The following is a 15,203-nucleotide window of genomic DNA, read 5'->3' as shown; positions in this document are numbered from 1 at the left end:
TCTTCTATGTGCTGACGGACGTGCAGGGCCATGCGCCGGACGACCGCGTCGTCATCAACGCGCTGGTCGCGCTCTCCTTCGGCGCATCGCTGATCTCGATCTTCGCGCGCCTGGGCGGCGGCATCTTCACCAAGGCGGCCGACGTCGGCGCCGACCTCGTCGGCAAGGTCGAGGCGGGTATCCCGGAGGACGATCCCCGCAACCCGGCCACCATCGCCGACAACGTGGGCGACAATGTCGGCGACTGCGCCGGCATGGCCGCGGACCTGTTCGAGACCTACGCGGTGACCACGGTCGGCACCATGGTGCTGGCCGCGATCCTATTCGCCGGCTCCCCCGCCTTCCTCGGCAAGATGATGCTGCTGCCGCTCGTCATCTGCGGGGTCTGCGTGGTCACGTCCATCATCGGCACCTTCTTCGTGCGGCTGGGCAAGTCCAACAACATCATGGGCGCGCTCTACCAGGGCCTGATCGTCACCGGCCTTTTGTCGCTGATCGCCATCTGGTTCGTCACCACGAAGATGATCCCGACAGCCGTGACGACCGCCGCCGGCGACCGCAGCTTCACCGGCATGTCGCTGTTCTGGTGCGGCGTGGTGGGCCTGGCGGTGACCGCGGCCATCGTGGTGATCACCGAGTTCTACACCGGCACCGGCTTCAGGCCGGTGAAATCGGTGGCCAAGGCCTCGGTTTCCGGCCACGGCACCAACGTGATCCAGGGCCTGGCCATGTCGCTGGAGTCCACGGCGCTGCCGGCGCTGACGATCATCGTCGGCATCATCGTCGCCTACAACCTGGCGGGCCTGTTCGGCATCGCCATCGCCACCACCTCCATGCTCTCGCTGGCCGGGGTGATCGTGGCGCTGGACGCGTTCGGCCCGGTCACCGACAACGCCGGCGGCATCGCCGAGATGGCGGGCCTGCCGTCGGAGGTCCGCGTCTCCACCGACGCGCTCGACGCGGTGGGCAACACCACCAAGGCGGTGACCAAGGGCTATGCGATCGGCTCGGCCGGACTCGGCGCCCTGGTGCTGTTCGCCGCCTACACCGAAGACCTGAAGTTCTTCAGCGCCAACGCCGCGCCGGGGACCTTCTTCTACGGCATCGGCCAGATCGCCTTCGATCTTTCCAACCCCTATGTGGTCGTGGGCCTCTTGTTCGGCGGCCTGCTGCCGTTCCTGTTCGGCGGCCTCTCGATGACCGCCGTGGGCCGGGCGGCGGAAGCCGTCGTCGCCGAGGTGCGGCGTCAGTTCAAGGAGAACCCGGGGATCATGACCGGCGAGGTCAAACCGGAGTACGGCCGGGCGGTCGACATCCTGACGCGTGCGGCCATCCGCGAAATGATCGTGCCGTCCCTGCTGCCGGTCGCCTCGCCGATCGTGCTGTTCTTCGTGATTCGCGCCATCGCCGGCAAGGCGCAGGCCTTCTCCAGTCTTGGCGCCATGCTGATGGGCGTGATCGTCACCGGCCTCTTCGTCGCCATCTCGATGACCTCGGGCGGCGGCGCCTGGGACAACGCCAAGAAGCTGATCGAAGAGGGCCACTACGGCGGCAAGGGTTCCGACGCTCACAAGGCAGCGGTGACCGGCGACACCGTCGGCGACCCCTACAAGGACACGGCGGGCCCCGCCGTGAACCCGATGATCAAGATCACCAACATCGTGGCCCTGCTGCTGCTGGCGGTCCTGGCCCACGGGATGGTCCAGTAAGGCTCGCGACAGCCTGAAACGGCAACGCCCCGGAGAGCGATCTCCGGGGCGCTTTTCGTTGAGGGGAGCGGGTCGGGTCGGGTCTCGCGCCTACCGCCGGTCGCCAGGGCGGGTGCCGGGCACGCCTTCGTCCTCGTTGGGCAGCATCGAGCCCCGGCCGACGGTGCCGAGGATCTGCTCGAGGATCGTCAGTTCGCGGCCGCGCGTGGGGGTCTCGTGCTCGTTGTAGGCGATCACGCGGCCGTCCTTCAGGGTGTAGTTGTTCACCGCGGTCACCTGCTCGCTCTCCTTGTCGAAGGAGATGGCGGTGACGTGGCGGGCCACGACCTTCGGCCGCTCGAAGGCCACGCGCTCCTTCACCTGGTTCATGTAGAACCAGACGTTGGGATCGAAGGTCGAGGTCGCCGACGGCGAGCCCAGCTTGGCGCGCACGGTCGATTTGGTGTCGCCGCCGACCTTCACGTCCTTCGCCGGATCGGCGTCGATGGTCTGGAAGCCGGAATAGCTGGTGATCGGGGCGCAGGCGCCCACTGACAACAGGCCCGGGGCGAGGACGCCGACGGCGCAGGCGGCGATCATGACGCGGCGAAACATGTGCGGATTGGGCCCGTTGCAAGCTCTGAGGGCTTTGACCTATCGCTCGCCGCCCCTTAGTTCAATGCCGCCTTTAGTCCCACGTTCGGGCGAAATCGAGGCCGCCATGCTGAAACGCCTGTTCCGCCCCCGCCCAAGCCATGAGATCGGCCGCGCGCTCTACGCCGCCGTCGTCGAACAGTCGCGCACGCCGGCCCTCTATGAACGGCTGGCCGCGCCGGACACGGTGGAGGGCCGCTTCGAGATCTACACCCTGCACGTGGTCCTGCTGCTCGACCGGCTGAATCAGCCGGGCGACGAGGTCAAGGCGGCCTCCCAGGGGCTGTTCGACACCTATGTGGGGGCGCTCGACCACGCTCTGCGCGAGATGGGGGTGGGCGACCTCTCCGTCGGCAAGAAGATGCGCAGGCTGGGCGAGGCCTTCTTCGGACGGGTGAAGTCCTACCATGGCGCGTTCGCCGCGCTGCCGGACCCGCAGCCCCTGAAGGACCTGCTGGCGCGCACGGTCTACGCCGAAGCCGACGCCTCGCAGGTTCCGGCGCTCGCCGCCTATGTGACCGCCCAGCGCGAACACCTGGACGCCCAGCCGCTCGAAGGCTTCCTTCAGGGCCGCGTCGATTGGAGGGCGCCGTGAGCGCAGACTGGGGACGGCTGATCCGCTTGCACGAGCTCGCTCGCGGCGTGGTGACGCTGCGGCTGGAGCCCGACGCCGCCCAGCGGGCGCGGATCGCCCATGACCTTGGCCTGGAGAGCCTGCCGGCGCTGGTCGCCGAGGTGACGATCAGGCCCTGGCTGGACGGGGCGGAGATCGCCGGCCGCTTCAAGGCCACCGTCGAGCAGCTGTGCTCGGTCACGCTCGAAGCCTTCGAGCAGCCGGTCGCGGGCGACATCGAGGTGCGGGCGGCGCCCGCCGGCAGCCCCAACGCGCCCGGCGAGAGCGTCCATGAGCTCGAGCTGGAGCTCGACGCCCCGGACCCGCCGGACGTGCTGGAGAGCGACGCGATCGACGTCTCGGCCTATGTGGTCGAGCACCTGGCGCTGGAGATCGATCCGTTCCCGCGCAAGCCCGGGGCCGAGTTCGATTATCAGCCCCCCGCGCAGGAGGAATCGCCCTTCGCCGTGCTGAAGAACCTCAAGCCTCCAAAGCCGTGATGCGGTGGAGTTTTCTTCGCGTTTAGCGGGGCGTATCGTCGCCTCGATTCCCGTCGCCGGCGTCGTGCGCGGATTAACAGGGACCGCGGGGCGAGTTGGACGCCCTGGGCTCGAAGGACCAAAAAGGCCGCCTTGACCGAACCTCTGGTGATCTCGATCGACGCCATGGGCGGAGACCACGGGCCGTCCGTGGTGATTCCGGCCGTCGCGAAAGCGCTCTTGGCCGTCCCGACCAAGGTCCGCGTGCTGCTGCATGGCGACGAGGCCGTTCTGGTCCCGCAGATCGCCCGCTGCCGGGGGCTGGCCGAACACGTCGAGGTGCAGCACGCCGAACGCGTCATCGGCATGGACGAGAAGCCCGCCCAGGCGCTGCGCCGCGGCAAGGGCACCTCGATGTGGAACGCCATCGAAGCGATCCGCGACGGCCGGGCGACCGCGGCGCTGTCTGCCGGCAACACCGGCGCCCTGATGGCGATCTCCAAGTTGATCCTGCGGATGAGCGCCGACCTGGACCGGCCGGCGCTGGTGGCCAGCCTGCCGACGCCGCGCGGCTTCACCACCTTCCTCGACGTCGGCGCCAACGTCGACTGCGACGCCGAACGGCTGATCGAGTTCGCCATCATGGGCGAGGCCTTCCATCGGGCGGCTCATGGCGTGCCGCGCCCGACGGTGGGGCTGCTGAACGTCGGCTCGGAGGAGATGAAGGGCCACGAGGAGGTCCGCGAGGCCCATCGCATTCTGCGCGAGGGCGGCATCGAGCTGAACTACATGGGCTTCGTCGAAGGCGACGACCTCACCGGCGGGGCCGCCGACGTGGTGGTGACCGACGGCTTCACCGGCAATGTGGCGCTGAAGGCCATGGAGGGCGCGGCGCGGTTCATCACCAATGAGCTGAAGGTCGCGCTCACCGCCAATGTGGCGAGCACCCTCGGCGCGGCGCTGGCGCGCCCGTCGCTGCGCCGTTTCCGCGATCGCCTCAGTCCGCCGCCGGCGGCCCCGCTCTTGGGGTTGAACGGCATGGTGCTGAAATGCCATGGGGGCGCGGGCGAGGCCGACTACGCCCACGCGGTGCAGGTCGCCGTCGACCTGGCCCGAAGCGACTTCGCCGGCGAGATCGAACGAAACATGCGTCGGCTGCCGTCGGCCATGGCCGAGCAGGCCCAGAGGCCTGTCGAAGGAGGGGTTTAGGTACCGATGGTCCAGCGTAGCGTCGTAACCGGGGTGGGCGGCTATCTGCCCGACCGGATCGTCACCAACGACGAACTGGCCAAGGTGGTCGACACCTCCGACGCCTGGATCACCGAGCGCACGGGGATCCGCCAGCGCCACAAGGCCGCCGACGACCAGCCGGTGTCGGACCTCGCGGTCGCCGCCGCGCGGCGCGCCCTCGAGGCCGCCGGCCGCACGCCGCAGGACGTCGACCTGATCGTGGTGGCGACCACCACCCCCGACCAGACCTTTCCCGCGACCGCCACCATCGTCCAGCGCAAGCTCGGCTGCCCGGTCGCGCCGGCCTTCGACGTCCAGGCGGTCTGCTCGGGCTTCGTCTACGCGCTCTCGGTCGCCGACGGCTTCGTCGCCCGCGGCCGCGCCAAGTGCGCCCTCGTCATCGGCGCCGAGGAGATGACCCGGCTGATGGACTGGTCCGACCGTGGCACCTGCGTGCTGTTCGGCGACGGCGCCGGCGCGGTCGTACTGGAGCATGCGCACGGGGAGGGGACCAAGGCCGACCGCGGCGTGCTGGGCTTCGCCCTGATGGCGGACGGGACCAAGCAGGACCTGCTCTACGTCGACGGCGGAGCCTCGACGAACGGCCAGATCGGCCATCTGCGCATGCAGGGCAACCAGGTCTTCCGCCACGCCGTGGTCAATATTTCCGACGCCATCACCGCGGCGGCCGCCGACGCCGGCGTCGAGCTCGGCGAGGTGGACTGGTTCATTCCCCACCAGGCGAACCTGCGGATCCTCGAGGGCGTGGCCCGCCGGCTGGGCATCGAGGAGCACAAGGTCGTGACCACCGTGGCCGAGCACGCCAACACCTCGGCCGCCTCGATTCCGCTCGCCCTGGATGCGGCGGTGCGCGACGGCCGCATCAAGAAAGGCGACCTGCTGCTTATGGAGGCGATGGGCGGCGGGCTGACCTGGGGCGCCTGCGTGGTGCGCTTCTGACGCCTCGCTTAACAGGAAGCGCCAATCGGGGCCTTGAAGTCTCTGACCTGATAGGACAATCAAGAGACATGAACAGCGTGGCTGCAGAAAACGGGCAAAGGATGAAGGGCGCGACCGTCACCCGAGCCGACCTTTGCGAAGCGGTCCACGAGGAAGTGGGCCTGACACGGCAGGATTGTGGCGAGCTGGTCGAGCGCGTGCTGGAGCTGATGGCTCTGGCGCTCGAGAACGGCGAGCAGGTGAAGCTCTCCGGGTTCGGCGTCTTCCAGGTCCGCTCAAAGAACGCCCGCATGGGCCGCAACCCCAAGACCGGCGAGCCGGCGGCGATCGAACCCCGGCGGGTGATCGGCTTCCGCGCCTCCCAGGTGATGAAGGCGCGGGTCGACCGCGCCCTCTCGCGGTGAGGATCGGCTAGCGGCCGTGTCGAAGGGCCCGGAAGCCTTTCGGACGATCTCCGAGGCAGCCGACGAGCTGAACGTGCCGCAGCATGTGCTGCGGTTCTGGGAAACCAAGTTCGCCTTCATCCGCCCGATGAAACGGGCCGGCGGACGGCGGTTCTACCGGCCGCAGGACATCGCCGTGCTGCGAGGCGTTCGTCGCCTGCTGCACGACGAGGGCTACACCATCAAGGGCGTGCAGCGGCTGCATCGCGAGCAGGGCCTGGCCCACCTGGTCGCCGCCGGCCAGGGCGGGCCCGCGCCGGCCGAGCCCAGCCACGACGAGCTTGAGCGCCCCGAGCTCGACGATGCGGCCCGCCAGCGGCTGAGCGAGGCGCTGGCCGATCTCGAAGGCGCCAAGGCCCGGCTCGACGCGCTTTTGAAGCGCTGAGCGGTGAAGGTCCTCGTCGTCTTCAGCCATCCCGTCGCCGAAAGCTTTGCGCGCGCGCTGCTCGACCGCTGCGTCGCCGACCTCAACGACGCCGGCCACGAGGTGACGGTCAAGGATCTCTATGCGGAGAGCTTCCGGCCGATCCTCTCGGCCGAGGAGCGGCGGGACTACGAGGACGTCGCGCACAATCGCAAGGCCATCGCCGCGGAGGTCGCCGCGCTGGAGGCGGCGCAGGGGCTGCTGTTGATCTACCCGACCTGGTGGTACGGCATGCCGGCGATGTTGAAAGGCTGGTTCGACCGCGTCTGGATCCCGGGCGTCGCCTTCGGCCTGGACCCGCAGCGGGGCATCTCGATCCACACGCTCAGGCAGATCGACCGGCTGATGGTGGTCACCACCTATGGCGCGCCCAGGTGGTTCATCCGGCTGTGGATGGGCGATCCGGGCCGCAAGGTGGTGCTGCGGGGCCTGAAGCCGCTGCTGGCGCGCGGCTGCCGCGCGTCCTGGTCGGCGCTCTACGCCATGGACACGGCGACGAGCGATCAGCGCGGGCGCTTCCTCGAAGATGTAAGCCGCAAGCTGGCGCTGTTTTCGCGCTGAAGACGGCCCGGCCAGCTGCGGGGACGAGCTGGCGTGAGCACCTCGCTCAGACCCTGATGTCCAGCAGCCGGCCGACCGGCCTGGGCGTGTGGTGCGGATTGACCCGGACCGCCGTCTCGTCCTGGCTCATCGACTTGTGGGCCTTCTGCATCGCCTCGTCGACTGAGGCGGCGGGGACCTGGACGGTGCGCAGAGGCGTGCGATCGCCGCTCTGTGCGAGCATGTCGATCGCAAACACCTTCATGGACGCGCCCTCGGACTGATAGCCGCAAGACTGCCCGCGCAAGCATTGTCCAAGCCCTTACGTTGATGGTGAACGCCACAGATGCGGAGCGTTCGGGCGCGCGATCGTTAAGGCTTGTTAATGCTTATTAAGGATTGTAAACACGTCACCTCCGCGGGTGAATTTGGTTCGACTCAACCGTGCATCTGGTCAGCGAAGCCCATCTGCATCCGTCCTGCCGGAGCGTCGCGATCGTCCGCTACGTCCCGGGCAAGCGTCGGTCCTGGCGCGCCTGGGCGATTTTCATCGGCTTCATGGTCCTCAACGAGACGCGCGGGACCTACGTCGTCGCGGAGTTCCTCGCCCAGTTCATCAAGGCCTACCACGGCGCCTGACGCTTGCCTGGGAGCGCGGTTGGCGTCGTCAGAGCTTGCGCACGAACTCGGCTCGCAGCACGAGGCCCTTGATGCCCTCGTAGCGGCAGTCGATCTCCTGCTCATCGCCGGTCAGACGGATCGACTTGATCACCGTTCCCCGCTTGAGGGTCTGGTTGGCGCCCTTGACCTTCAGGTCCTTGACCAGGGTCACGCTGTCGCCGTCGGCCAGCCGGTTGCCGACGGCGTCCCGGACCTCGACCGCATCGGCTTCCGCCGCGCCGGGGCCGGCCTTGGCGCTGACCCACTCGCCGGTCGTTTCGTCGTAGACGAATTCCTCGTCCGATCCAGGCGCCATCCTCGCGCTCCCTCTTTAATTCGGCTTGACGGCGGGGCTCGGGCCGGAGTTGGAGGCTATCGTTCTGGCCGACCCTGCGAAACCGCGCCAACCGCTTGATTTCGCGATGGTCGGAGCGGCGGGATTCGAACCCACGACCCCTTGACCCCCAGTCAAGTGCGCTACCAGACTGCGCTACGCTCCGACGCCTCGCGGCGAGGCGGTTCTTCTAGCGGCTCGGCGCGGCAGGGCAAGCGCAAACTGTGGCGCATGCGCTCACCGGCCGCTGTTCATCCAGCGGATCAGCGGCAGGATCGGCACGCCCCAGGCCAGGCCCACGACGAGGTAGAACACCGCCTCGACGGCGATGTTGTTCGGCAGGTGGTCGGCGACCTTCGAGGCGAGCGCGGCATAGGCCGCGACGAACAGCAGGATGCCGACCATGCCGATGAGTTTGCGGACGCGCGCGGTCATGGGCGGCTCATAGCGGGACGCAAGCCACGGCGGAAGCGTGGACGTGAGGCTGATTTTTGGGTAGCCAGCGGCCACGTTCAGACCGAAAGGGCGCATCTCCGCCCCATGACCTCGTTCCTGCGCTCGGATCGTTCCCGCGCCGTCGCCATCTGGCTGTTCGCCGTGGCGGCGCTGGTCGTGGCGATGGTGGTGGTGGGCGGTTCGACCCGGCTCACCGGCTCTGGCCTGTCGATCACCCAGTGGAAGCCGATCCGCGGCGTGATCCCGCCGCTGAACCTCCAGCAGTGGCAGACGGAGTTCGCCGGCTACAAGGCCATCCCGCAGTACCAGTTGCTCAACCGCGGCATGACGCTCGACCAGTTCAAGGGCATCTACTGGTGGGAGTGGGCGCACCGGCTGCTGGGCCGGCTGCTGGGCGTGGCCTTCTTCGTGCCGTTCGGCTTCTTCGCCGTGCGCAAGATGATCCCCCAGCGGCTGACGCTGAGGCTCGCGGGCATCTTCGTCCTGGGCGCCCTGCAGGGGCTGGTCGGCTGGTGGATGGTGGCCAGCGGGCTCAGCGAGCGGGTCTATGTCGCGCCCGAGCGGCTGGCGATCCATCTGGGGCTGGCCTTCGGGCTGCTGGGCGCGCTGGTCTGGACGGGCCTCGACGCCTGGGCCGGCCAGGCGCGCCAGACGCTGCCCAGTCCGTGGGGCCGGCGCGGGCTCTGGCTCACGGGCCTGATCTACCTGCAGGTGCTGCTGGGCGCGCTGGTCGCCGGCAACCATGCGGGCCTAGTCTACAACGACTGGCCGCTGATGAACGGCCGCTTTTTCCCCGCCGACTACGCCGAGCCCGGCCTCTGGGCGACGCTGGCCCACAGCCAGGGCGCGGTGCAGCTGCATCACCGCCTCGTCGCCTACCTCCTGGTGGCGGCGGCCGTGGTCTTCGGGATCGGCGCCTGGCGGTCGCGCTATCTGGCGCGCGATTCCAAGCAACTGGCGCTCGCGGTGACCGGCGCGGTGCTGCTGCAGGCCTGCCTCGGAATTCTCACCCTGATCACCGTCGTGCCCGTCGGCCTGGGCGTCGCCCACCAGCTGATGGCGGCGATCACGCTCTGTCTGGCGGTCGCTTTCGCCTGGCGCGCGCGGCGGATCTGACGCAGAAAAGCGCGGTATTATCTTACCGCAATATCTAAGGCCTAGAATTTGCTATCGTTTTTCGGCGTTGTGAAAATTCTGACGCCTTGACTTCACGGTCCGCTCTGGGCATATGCGCGCCTCAACTCGGGGCGCGTATCAGTCCCGGCAAGCTAACGGATCGCCACCATGATGAAGACCACGGCTTCGCTGAAGCCCGCCGAGGTCGAGAAGAAGTGGATCGTGATCGACGCCCAGGACGCCGTCGTCGGCCGTCTCGCGTCGTTCGTCGCCAACCGTCTTCGCGGCAAGCATCGGCCCGACTACACCCCGCACGTCGACTGCGGCGACTTCGTCGTCATCGTCAACGCCGACAAGGTGAAGTTCACCGGCCGCAAGCTGACGAACAAGACCTACTACTGGCACACCGGCCATCCGGGCGGCGTCAAGGAACGGACCGCGGACAAGATCCTCGGCGGCCGCTTCCCCGAGCGCGTGCTGGAGAAGGCCGTCGAGCGCATGCTGCCGAAGGAAAGCCCGCTCGCCCGCAAGCAGCTGACGCACCTGCGCATCTACGCCGGCGCGGAGCACCCGCACGCGGCTCAGAACCCCGAGACCATCGCGTTCGCCGAACTGAACGCCAAGAACGTGCGGAGCGCGTAAGCATGTCGGAAAACACCACCACGGGCGAGGGCTTCGAAGCCCTGCGCGGCCTGGGCACGGCGGCGGCCGAGGAAATCGTCCGCGAGCCCAAGATCGACGCGCAAGGCCGCTCCTATGCGACGGGCAAGCGGAAGAACGCCGTAGCCCGCGACTGGATCAAGCCGGGCAAGGGTCAGATCACGATCAACGGCCGCGACCAGGAGATCTACTTCGCCCGCCCCGTGCTGCGGATGATGATCGCCCAGCCGCTGCAGATCGCCGACCGCCTTGGTCAGTTCGACGTCGTCGTCTCGGTCGAAGGCTCGGGCCTGTCCGGCCAGGCCGGCGCCGTCCGTCACGGGATCGCCAAGGCGCTCACCTATTATGAGCCCGCCCTGCGCTCGGTGCTGAAGCCGCACGGCTTCCTGACCCGCGACCCGCGCGTCGTGGAGCGGAAGAAGTACGGCAAGGCCAAGGCGCGACGCAGCTTCCAGTTCTCGAAGCGCTAAAGCCGCGCGACCAGTCGCGTTTGGAAAGGGCGCTTCGGGCAACCGAGGCGCCCTTTCTCTTTGCTGTTTCCTGTCCCGCGAGACGAGTCACATGGCCCACACGGTTTTCATCGACGGAGAGGCCGGCACCACCGGCCTGCAGATCCGCCAGCGGCTCGCGGGCCGCAGCGACCTGGAGATCGTCTCCATCGATCCCGCACGGCGCAAGGACCCGGCCGCGCGAGCGGAGCTCCTGAACGGCGTCGACGCCGTCGTGCTCTGCCTGCCGGACGAGGCCGCCCGCGAGGCGGTGGCGATGATCTCCAACGACAAGGTCCGCGTGATCGACGCCTCGACCGCCCATCGGGTCGCGCCCGGCTGGGCCTACGGTTTCCCCGAGATGTCGAAGACCCAGCGGGCCGAGATCGCGGGCTCCAAGCGGGTGGCCAATCCCGGCTGCTATCCGACGGGATTCATCGGCCTGATGCGGCCGCTGGTGGCCGCGGGCCTGACGCCGGCGGACTTCCCGCTGACTGTCAACGCCATCTCCGGCTATTCCGGCGGCGGCCGCGGCCTGATCGAGGAGTTCGAGACCAAGGCCGCCCCCGAGGGCTCGCGCGACGCCTTCCGCACCTACGGCCTCAACCTCGCCCACAAGCATCTGGCCGAGATGCAGGCCTACGCGGGCCTCAGTCACGCCCCGCTGTTCGCCCCTTCGGTCGGGCGGTTCGCGCAGGGGATGATCGTCGAGGTTCCTCTTCAACTTTGGGCCATGCCCGGCAAGCCCTCGCCCGCCGACCTGCACGTCGAACTGGCGGCCGCCTATGCCGGAGAGACCTTTGTCGAGGTGGCGAGCGGCCCCGAGTGCATTGAACTCCAGAAGACCCGCGCCGGCGCCGGCGGCTATGTGGCCGCCCTCGACCCTGAAGCGCTCAACGGCACCAACCGGATGAAGCTGTTCGTGTTCGGCGCGGCAGGCGGCGGTCAGGCCCGGCTCGTGGCCCTGCTGGACAACCTGGGCAAGGGGGCCTCGGGCGCGGCTGTGCAGAACCTGAACCTGATGCTCGGGCTTGAGGAAGGCGCGGGGCTTTAGCCGCCGCTTGCATCCGTGACGACGCCGGGCTCGTACTTCCCGGCATGAGCACCGATCGCCGAGCCTTCCTCATGGCCGCCGCCGCCGCCCTGGCGCCCACGGCCGCGCCCGCCGCCGACAAGTATGCGGCCTCGCCCTGGCGCAAGCTGACCGACGCCGACTGGAAGAAGCGGCTGTCGCCGGAGGCCTACGACGTGCTCCGGCGCGAAGGCACCGAACGTCCCGGATCCAGCCCGCTGCTGAACGAGCATCGGAAGGGAACCTTCGCCTGCGCCGGCTGCGGCCTGCCGCTTTTCAAGTCCGACTGGAAGTTCGAGAGCGGCACCGGTTGGCCGAGCTTCTACACGGCCATTCCGGGGGCGCTGGGGACCAAGACCGACCGCCTGCTGGTCGTGCCGCGGACCGAATACCACTGCGCCCAATGCCTGGGCCACCAGGGCCACGTCTTTGACGATGGGCCAAAGCCCACCGGCCTGCGCTACTGCAACGACGGCGTAGCGCTGAAGTTCGTGCCGGCCTGACGTCAGGTCGGCCGGGCGGGGCCGCGTCCGGCCTCGTGGTCGTCGTCACCGTCGTCGCCGGCGGTGAAGCTGTCCTGACCGGGCTGGCGGATGCGGCCGGCGCCGGACACGTGGGTCTCCAGTCGCCTGGGCCGCGTGAGCAGCTGGACGTCGCCCATGCCGGAGATCTGCACGCGGGCTGCGTCGGTGGGACCGACGGTGGCCGAGCCCGCGCCGCTGATGTCGACGTCCGCCCGCGCCGTCGTCAGGTCCGACAGATCGGCTTCGCCGGCGCCGGAGACATCGAGCGAGACGCTCTTGGCCTCGCCTTGCGCCCGGATCTCGGCGCGGCCGCTCGCGGCCAGCGCCAGCTGGTCCTGCTTGTAGCCGGTGATGTTGAGCCGGTTGGCTCCGTTAAGCTCGAAGCGGGTGACGTTGGGGGCGGTGAGTGTGACGTGCAATTCGCTCCAGCGGAACGGGCCGGAGAGGGTGATCCGGCCGCCCTCGACGCGGACCTGATCGAGGGCTTCGCGTGATCCGCTGATGGCCAGCTTGGCCGGGCCGGGGGCCTGCACATAGTCGATCTCCGCCGGGGCGTTGACCGCGAGCCGATCGCCGCTCCAGGGGAAATCGCGCTGCGTCCTGGCGGCTCCGTCATGCGTCTCGTGGCGCCAGACGCCGAAGTGGTGCGGGCCGCGGTCCCAGTCCTCGCCCCAATCCCACGACCAGGCGCTGCGGGCGATGGCGTCGGGCCCGCCGATGGCGACGGCCGCAGCGATGCACGCCACCGACATCAGAAAGCCGGCGACGGCGACGATGGCGAGAGCGCGGATCATGCGGCGGCTCCTTGGCTCGGGGTGTCCAGCGCCGGCCGCAACAGGCGATAGTGCAGCCGGCCGTACCAGACGAGGGCGTTGACGATCCCGATGGTGACGAGCGCGATGAGGGCGCCCAGCGCGGCGGCCCCGGACATCACGCCCAATCCGCCGAGGATGGCGGCGGCCGGTCCACCGGGAAAATCGGTGAACGGCCCCATGGCGAGCATCGCCCCGCCGCCGACGAGGCCGGCGACCGACGCCATCGACAGGCCGAAGAGCACGCCGCCGACGGTCATCAGCACCGGCAGCAGGATGAAGAGGTCCAGCGCGCCCAGGCCCAGCACGGCGAACACCGCCGCGGCCGCGCCGGAGGGGCTTCGCTCCTCTTCCCAGCGCTTGAGGCCGATCTCGGCGCGGAGCTCCCGCGCGAGGCGCCCTGGGTCGCCCAGGGCGGCGGCCACCTCGGCCTCGTTGCGGCCGGCGGCCTCGCCGTCGGCGAAGTGGGTCTCGTAATCGGCGACGATGTCGGCGACGGTCTGCGGCGGCAGTCCGCGCAGGCCCTCGCGCAATCGCTCGATGAACGCCTCACGGGTCATTGAGCCCCTCCAAGGATGTCCTGCATGGCCTGGGAAAACGAGGTCCAGGCGACCTTCTGCGACGCGAAGCTCGTGCTCCCGGCCTGGGTCAGCCGGTAGTATTTCCGCGGCGGCCCGGCGGGGGATTCCACCAGATAGGTGTCCACCAGGCCGTCGTTCTGCAGCCGCCGCATCAGCGGATAGATGGTGCCTTCGCCCATGCCGATCGCGTCGGCCAGGCGGCTGGCGATCTCGTAGGCGTAGCTGTCGTGCTGCGAGAGCAGGGCCAGCACGCAGAGCTCGAGCGCGCCCTTCTTCAGCTGGATGTCGATGGCTTCCGGCAAGACTGCGGCTCCTTCGCAGGCCTAGGTATCGCCAGGTACCATGTCACGCAAGCTAGCTTTCATTAAATGATAGCAATGTGAGGAGCGCCTCCTCCAAAAGGGTCATCCCGGAAGCCGCGCAGCGGCTGTCCGGGGTCCATGAACGCCGAACTTTCCGATCCTCGCGCGAACCGGCCACCTCGGCGCGTACGGATCCCGGTCTTCGCTTCGCGAAACCGGCATGACAGAGAGGGGGGAATGTCCCCCGCTTCGAGGAAGTCGTCCTACGACCTGACCTTGACGTACTCGCCCGGCGCGTCGCCCAGGACGGGCAGGGGGCCCGCGGCGGGATCGCGGGCCGGCCCCATGGGGCCGGAGCGGGCCTTCAGCCATTCCATCCAGTGCGGCCACCAGGACCCTGGGTGCAGCTCGGCGCCCGCCTGCCATTCCTCGAGCGTGGCGGGCAGCGCCTCGTTGGTCCAGTGCTGGTATTTCTTCGCCGCCGGCGAGTTGATGACCCCCGCGATGTGACCGGAGCCCGCCATCATGAAGGTGACCGGTCCGCCGAAGAGCTTGGCGCTCTTGTAGACCGACAGGGCGGGCGCGATGTGGTCCTCCTTCGAGGACTGCATGTAGATCGGCACGGTCACTTTCCCCGGGTCGAGCTTCTCGTCATCGACCATCAGCTCTCCCTTGGCGAAGGCGTTCTCGACGTAGAACTTGCGCAGATAGGACAGATGCAGGGTCTTCGGCATGCGCGTCTGGTCGGAGTTCCAGTAGAGCATGTCGAAGGGCTTCGGATCCTTGCCGAGCAGGTAGTTGCTGACGAAGAACGACCAGATCAGGTCGTTCGAGCGCAGGACGTTGAAGGTCTCGGACAAAGCCTGGCCGTCCAAGACGCCGCCGCCGGCGTCCATCCGCCGCTCCAGCTCCTGCAGCCAGGATTCGTTGGTGAACAGCAGCAGGTCTCCGGCCTCGGAGAAGTCCTGCTGGGCGGCGAAGAAGGTGGCCGAGGTGATCGGCGAGACGCCCTTGGCGGCCATGTGCGCCAGGCTGACGCCCAGCAGGGTGCCGCCGATGCAGTAGCCGACCGCGTTCACCTGGCCGACGCCGCATTGCTTCATCGCCGCGGCGGCGCCTTCGTACACGCCCTGGCGCATGTAGTCCTCGATCGTCTTGGTCGAGAGG

21 protein-coding genes, 1 tRNA gene and 1 pseudogene are annotated in these 15,203 nt (G+C 68.6%); 14 read left to right on the top strand and 9 right to left on the bottom strand.

Annotated features, from left to right (window positions below):
• Positions 1–1,709: sodium-translocating pyrophosphatase (locus VJS38_RS18525; protein WP_324089629.1), on the top strand; the 1,709-nt coding region annotated here is incomplete at its 5' end.
• Between the two features lie 90 nt (positions 1,710–1,799).
• On the opposite strand, the gene VJS38_RS18520 is transcribed toward VJS38_RS18525, so the two are convergent.
• Positions 1,800–2,303, bottom strand: coding sequence for an outer membrane protein assembly factor BamE (locus VJS38_RS18520; RefSeq protein WP_324089628.1), 504 nt, complete (start codon positions 2,301–2,303; stop codon positions 1,800–1,802).
• 106 nt (positions 2,304–2,409) lie between these two features.
• Here VJS38_RS18520 and VJS38_RS18515 point away from each other — a divergent pair, with 106 nt between their 5' ends.
• The 7 genes from VJS38_RS18515 to VJS38_RS18485 all read left to right on the top strand — a co-directional run bounded on the left by VJS38_RS18515 (position 2,410) and on the right by VJS38_RS18485 (position 7,052).
• A complete protein-coding gene (locus VJS38_RS18515; RefSeq protein WP_324089627.1) occupies positions 2,410–2,937 on the top strand; it encodes a ubiquinol-cytochrome C chaperone family protein in 528 nt (175 codons plus the stop codon).
• Positions 2,934–3,455, top strand: coding sequence for a DUF177 domain-containing protein (locus VJS38_RS18510; RefSeq protein WP_324089626.1), 522 nt, complete (start codon positions 2,934–2,936; stop codon positions 3,453–3,455). The genes VJS38_RS18515 and VJS38_RS18510 overlap by 4 nt, the downstream gene beginning before the upstream one ends.
• Before the next feature lie 132 nt (positions 3,456–3,587).
• Positions 3,588–4,643 carry a phosphate acyltransferase PlsX gene (plsX, locus tag VJS38_RS18505; protein ID WP_324089625.1) on the top strand — a complete coding sequence of 352 codons (1,056 nt, stop codon included), beginning with the start codon at positions 3,588–3,590 and terminating at the stop codon, positions 4,641–4,643.
• Between the two features lie 6 nt (positions 4,644–4,649).
• Positions 4,650–5,624, top strand: a complete 975-nt coding sequence (locus VJS38_RS18500) for a beta-ketoacyl-ACP synthase III (protein ID WP_324089624.1) — start codon at positions 4,650–4,652, stop codon at positions 5,622–5,624.
• Between the two features lie 101 nt (positions 5,625–5,725).
• Entirely contained in the window at positions 5,726–6,028 is a 303-nt protein-coding gene (locus VJS38_RS18495) for an integration host factor subunit alpha (RefSeq protein ID WP_324089623.1), read from the top strand.
• Positions 6,029–6,044: 16 nt separating this feature from the next.
• Positions 6,045–6,452, top strand: a complete 408-nt coding sequence (locus VJS38_RS18490) for a MerR family transcriptional regulator (RefSeq protein WP_324089622.1) — start codon at positions 6,045–6,047, stop codon at positions 6,450–6,452.
• Positions 6,453–6,455: 3 nt separating this feature from the next.
• Complete coding sequence (locus tag VJS38_RS18485) at positions 6,456–7,052, top strand: NAD(P)H-dependent oxidoreductase (RefSeq protein WP_324089621.1); 597 nt, start codon at positions 6,456–6,458, stop codon at positions 7,050–7,052.
• A gap of 46 nt (positions 7,053–7,098) precedes the next feature.
• Here VJS38_RS18485 and VJS38_RS18480 read toward each other — a convergent pair whose 3' ends face one another.
• Entirely contained in the window at positions 7,099–7,296 is a 198-nt protein-coding gene (locus VJS38_RS18480) for a hypothetical protein (RefSeq protein ID WP_324089620.1), read from the bottom strand.
• A 179-nt stretch (positions 7,297–7,475) separates the two neighbouring features.
• Here VJS38_RS18480 and VJS38_RS18475 point away from each other — a divergent pair, with 179 nt between their 5' ends.
• Positions 7,476–7,670 (top strand): hypothetical protein, encoded by a 195-nt coding sequence (locus tag VJS38_RS18475; protein ID WP_324089619.1) that lies wholly within the window; start codon positions 7,476–7,478, stop codon positions 7,668–7,670.
• 28 nt (positions 7,671–7,698) lie between these two features.
• Here VJS38_RS18475 and VJS38_RS18470 read toward each other — a convergent pair.
• From VJS38_RS18470 to VJS38_RS18460, 3 genes and pseudogenes are all read right to left on the bottom strand, one after another.
• Positions 7,699–7,908 (bottom strand): annotated as a pseudogene (locus VJS38_RS18470) (alkylphosphonate utilization protein); the annotation flags it as partial.
• 206 nt (positions 7,909–8,114) lie between these two features.
• A tRNA-Pro gene (locus VJS38_RS18465) sits at positions 8,115–8,191 on the bottom strand.
• A 71-nt stretch (positions 8,192–8,262) separates the two neighbouring features.
• Complete coding sequence (locus VJS38_RS18460) at positions 8,263–8,460, bottom strand: DUF2842 domain-containing protein (protein ID WP_324089618.1); 198 nt, start codon at positions 8,458–8,460, stop codon at positions 8,263–8,265.
• Between the two features lie 105 nt (positions 8,461–8,565).
• Here VJS38_RS18460 and VJS38_RS18455 point away from each other — a divergent pair, with 105 nt between their 5' ends.
• The 5 genes from VJS38_RS18455 (at position 8,566) to msrB (ending at position 12,320) form a co-directional block, all read left to right on the top strand.
• Positions 8,566–9,597: a COX15/CtaA family protein gene (locus VJS38_RS18455; protein WP_324089617.1), complete on the top strand. Its 1,032-nt coding sequence runs from the start codon at positions 8,566–8,568 to the stop codon at positions 9,595–9,597.
• A gap of 168 nt (positions 9,598–9,765) precedes the next feature.
• Entirely contained in the window at positions 9,766–10,239 is a 474-nt protein-coding gene (rplM, locus tag VJS38_RS18450; RefSeq protein WP_324089616.1) for a 50S ribosomal protein L13, read from the top strand.
• Between the two features lie 2 nt (positions 10,240–10,241).
• The gene (gene rpsI, locus VJS38_RS18445) at positions 10,242–10,727 is read left to right on the top strand and encodes a 30S ribosomal protein S9 (RefSeq protein WP_324089615.1); all 486 of its coding nucleotides are present in this window, start codon (positions 10,242–10,244) and stop codon (positions 10,725–10,727) included.
• A 91-nt stretch (positions 10,728–10,818) separates the two neighbouring features.
• Entirely contained in the window at positions 10,819–11,799 is a 981-nt protein-coding gene (gene argC, locus VJS38_RS18440) for an N-acetyl-gamma-glutamyl-phosphate reductase (RefSeq protein WP_324089614.1), read from the top strand.
• A gap of 44 nt (positions 11,800–11,843) precedes the next feature.
• Entirely contained in the window at positions 11,844–12,320 is a 477-nt protein-coding gene (msrB, locus tag VJS38_RS18435) for a peptide-methionine (R)-S-oxide reductase MsrB (protein ID WP_324089613.1), read from the top strand.
• 2 nt (positions 12,321–12,322) lie between these two features.
• On the opposite strand, the gene VJS38_RS18430 is transcribed toward msrB, so the two are convergent.
• From VJS38_RS18430 to VJS38_RS18415, 4 genes are all read right to left on the bottom strand, one after another.
• On the bottom strand, positions 12,323–13,135 hold the full coding sequence (locus tag VJS38_RS18430; protein WP_324089612.1) for a GIN domain-containing protein: 813 nt from the start codon (positions 13,133–13,135) through the stop codon (positions 12,323–12,325).
• On the bottom strand, positions 13,132–13,713 hold the full coding sequence (locus VJS38_RS18425; protein WP_324089611.1) for a DUF1700 domain-containing protein: 582 nt from the start codon (positions 13,711–13,713) through the stop codon (positions 13,132–13,134). The genes VJS38_RS18430 and VJS38_RS18425 overlap by 4 nt, the downstream gene beginning before the upstream one ends.
• Complete coding sequence (locus VJS38_RS18420; RefSeq protein ID WP_324089610.1) at positions 13,710–14,036, bottom strand: PadR family transcriptional regulator; 327 nt, start codon at positions 14,034–14,036, stop codon at positions 13,710–13,712. Before VJS38_RS18420 ends, VJS38_RS18425 begins: the two co-directional genes overlap by 4 nt.
• Positions 14,037–14,299: 263 nt before the next feature.
• Positions 14,300–15,203: alpha/beta fold hydrolase (locus tag VJS38_RS18415; RefSeq protein ID WP_324089609.1), on the bottom strand; the 904-nt coding region annotated here is incomplete at its 5' end.

Origin of the sequence: Phenylobacterium sp., from assembly GCF_035276905.1 — a bacterium.
Lineage (GTDB): Bacteria > Pseudomonadota > Alphaproteobacteria > Caulobacterales > Caulobacteraceae > Phenylobacterium.
The sequence above is the reverse complement of the archived record's forward strand: the minus strand, read 5'-3'. Positions and strand labels throughout refer to the sequence as shown.

Coding starts and splice junctions, on each gene's coding strand:
- VJS38_RS18480 (WP_324089620.1), bottom strand. CDS start 7,296: ATGAAGGTGTTTGCGATCGACATGCTCGCACAGAGCGGCGATCGCACG.
- rplM (WP_324089616.1), top strand. CDS start 9,766: ATGATGAAGACCACGGCTTCGCTGAAGCCCGCCGAGGTCGAGAAGAAG.
- VJS38_RS18425 (WP_324089611.1), bottom strand. CDS start 13,713: ATGACCCGTGAGGCGTTCATCGAGCGATTGCGCGAGGGCCTGCGCGGA.
- rpsI (WP_324089615.1), top strand. CDS start 10,242: ATGTCGGAAAACACCACCACGGGCGAGGGCTTCGAAGCCCTGCGCGGC.
- VJS38_RS18500 (WP_324089624.1), top strand. CDS start 4,650: ATGGTCCAGCGTAGCGTCGTAACCGGGGTGGGCGGCTATCTGCCCGAC.
- VJS38_RS18495 (WP_324089623.1), top strand. CDS start 5,726: ATGAAGGGCGCGACCGTCACCCGAGCCGACCTTTGCGAAGCGGTCCAC.
- VJS38_RS18520 (WP_324089628.1), bottom strand. CDS start 2,303: ATGTTTCGCCGCGTCATGATCGCCGCCTGCGCCGTCGGCGTCCTCGCC.
- VJS38_RS18455 (WP_324089617.1), top strand. CDS start 8,566: ATGACCTCGTTCCTGCGCTCGGATCGTTCCCGCGCCGTCGCCATCTGG.
- VJS38_RS18460 (WP_324089618.1), bottom strand. CDS start 8,460: ATGACCGCGCGCGTCCGCAAACTCATCGGCATGGTCGGCATCCTGCTG.
- VJS38_RS18430 (WP_324089612.1), bottom strand. CDS start 13,135: ATGATCCGCGCTCTCGCCATCGTCGCCGTCGCCGGCTTTCTGATGTCG.
- argC (WP_324089614.1), top strand. CDS start 10,819: ATGGCCCACACGGTTTTCATCGACGGAGAGGCCGGCACCACCGGCCTG.
- msrB (WP_324089613.1), top strand. CDS start 11,844: ATGAGCACCGATCGCCGAGCCTTCCTCATGGCCGCCGCCGCCGCCCTG.
- VJS38_RS18515 (WP_324089627.1), top strand. CDS start 2,410: ATGCTGAAACGCCTGTTCCGCCCCCGCCCAAGCCATGAGATCGGCCGC.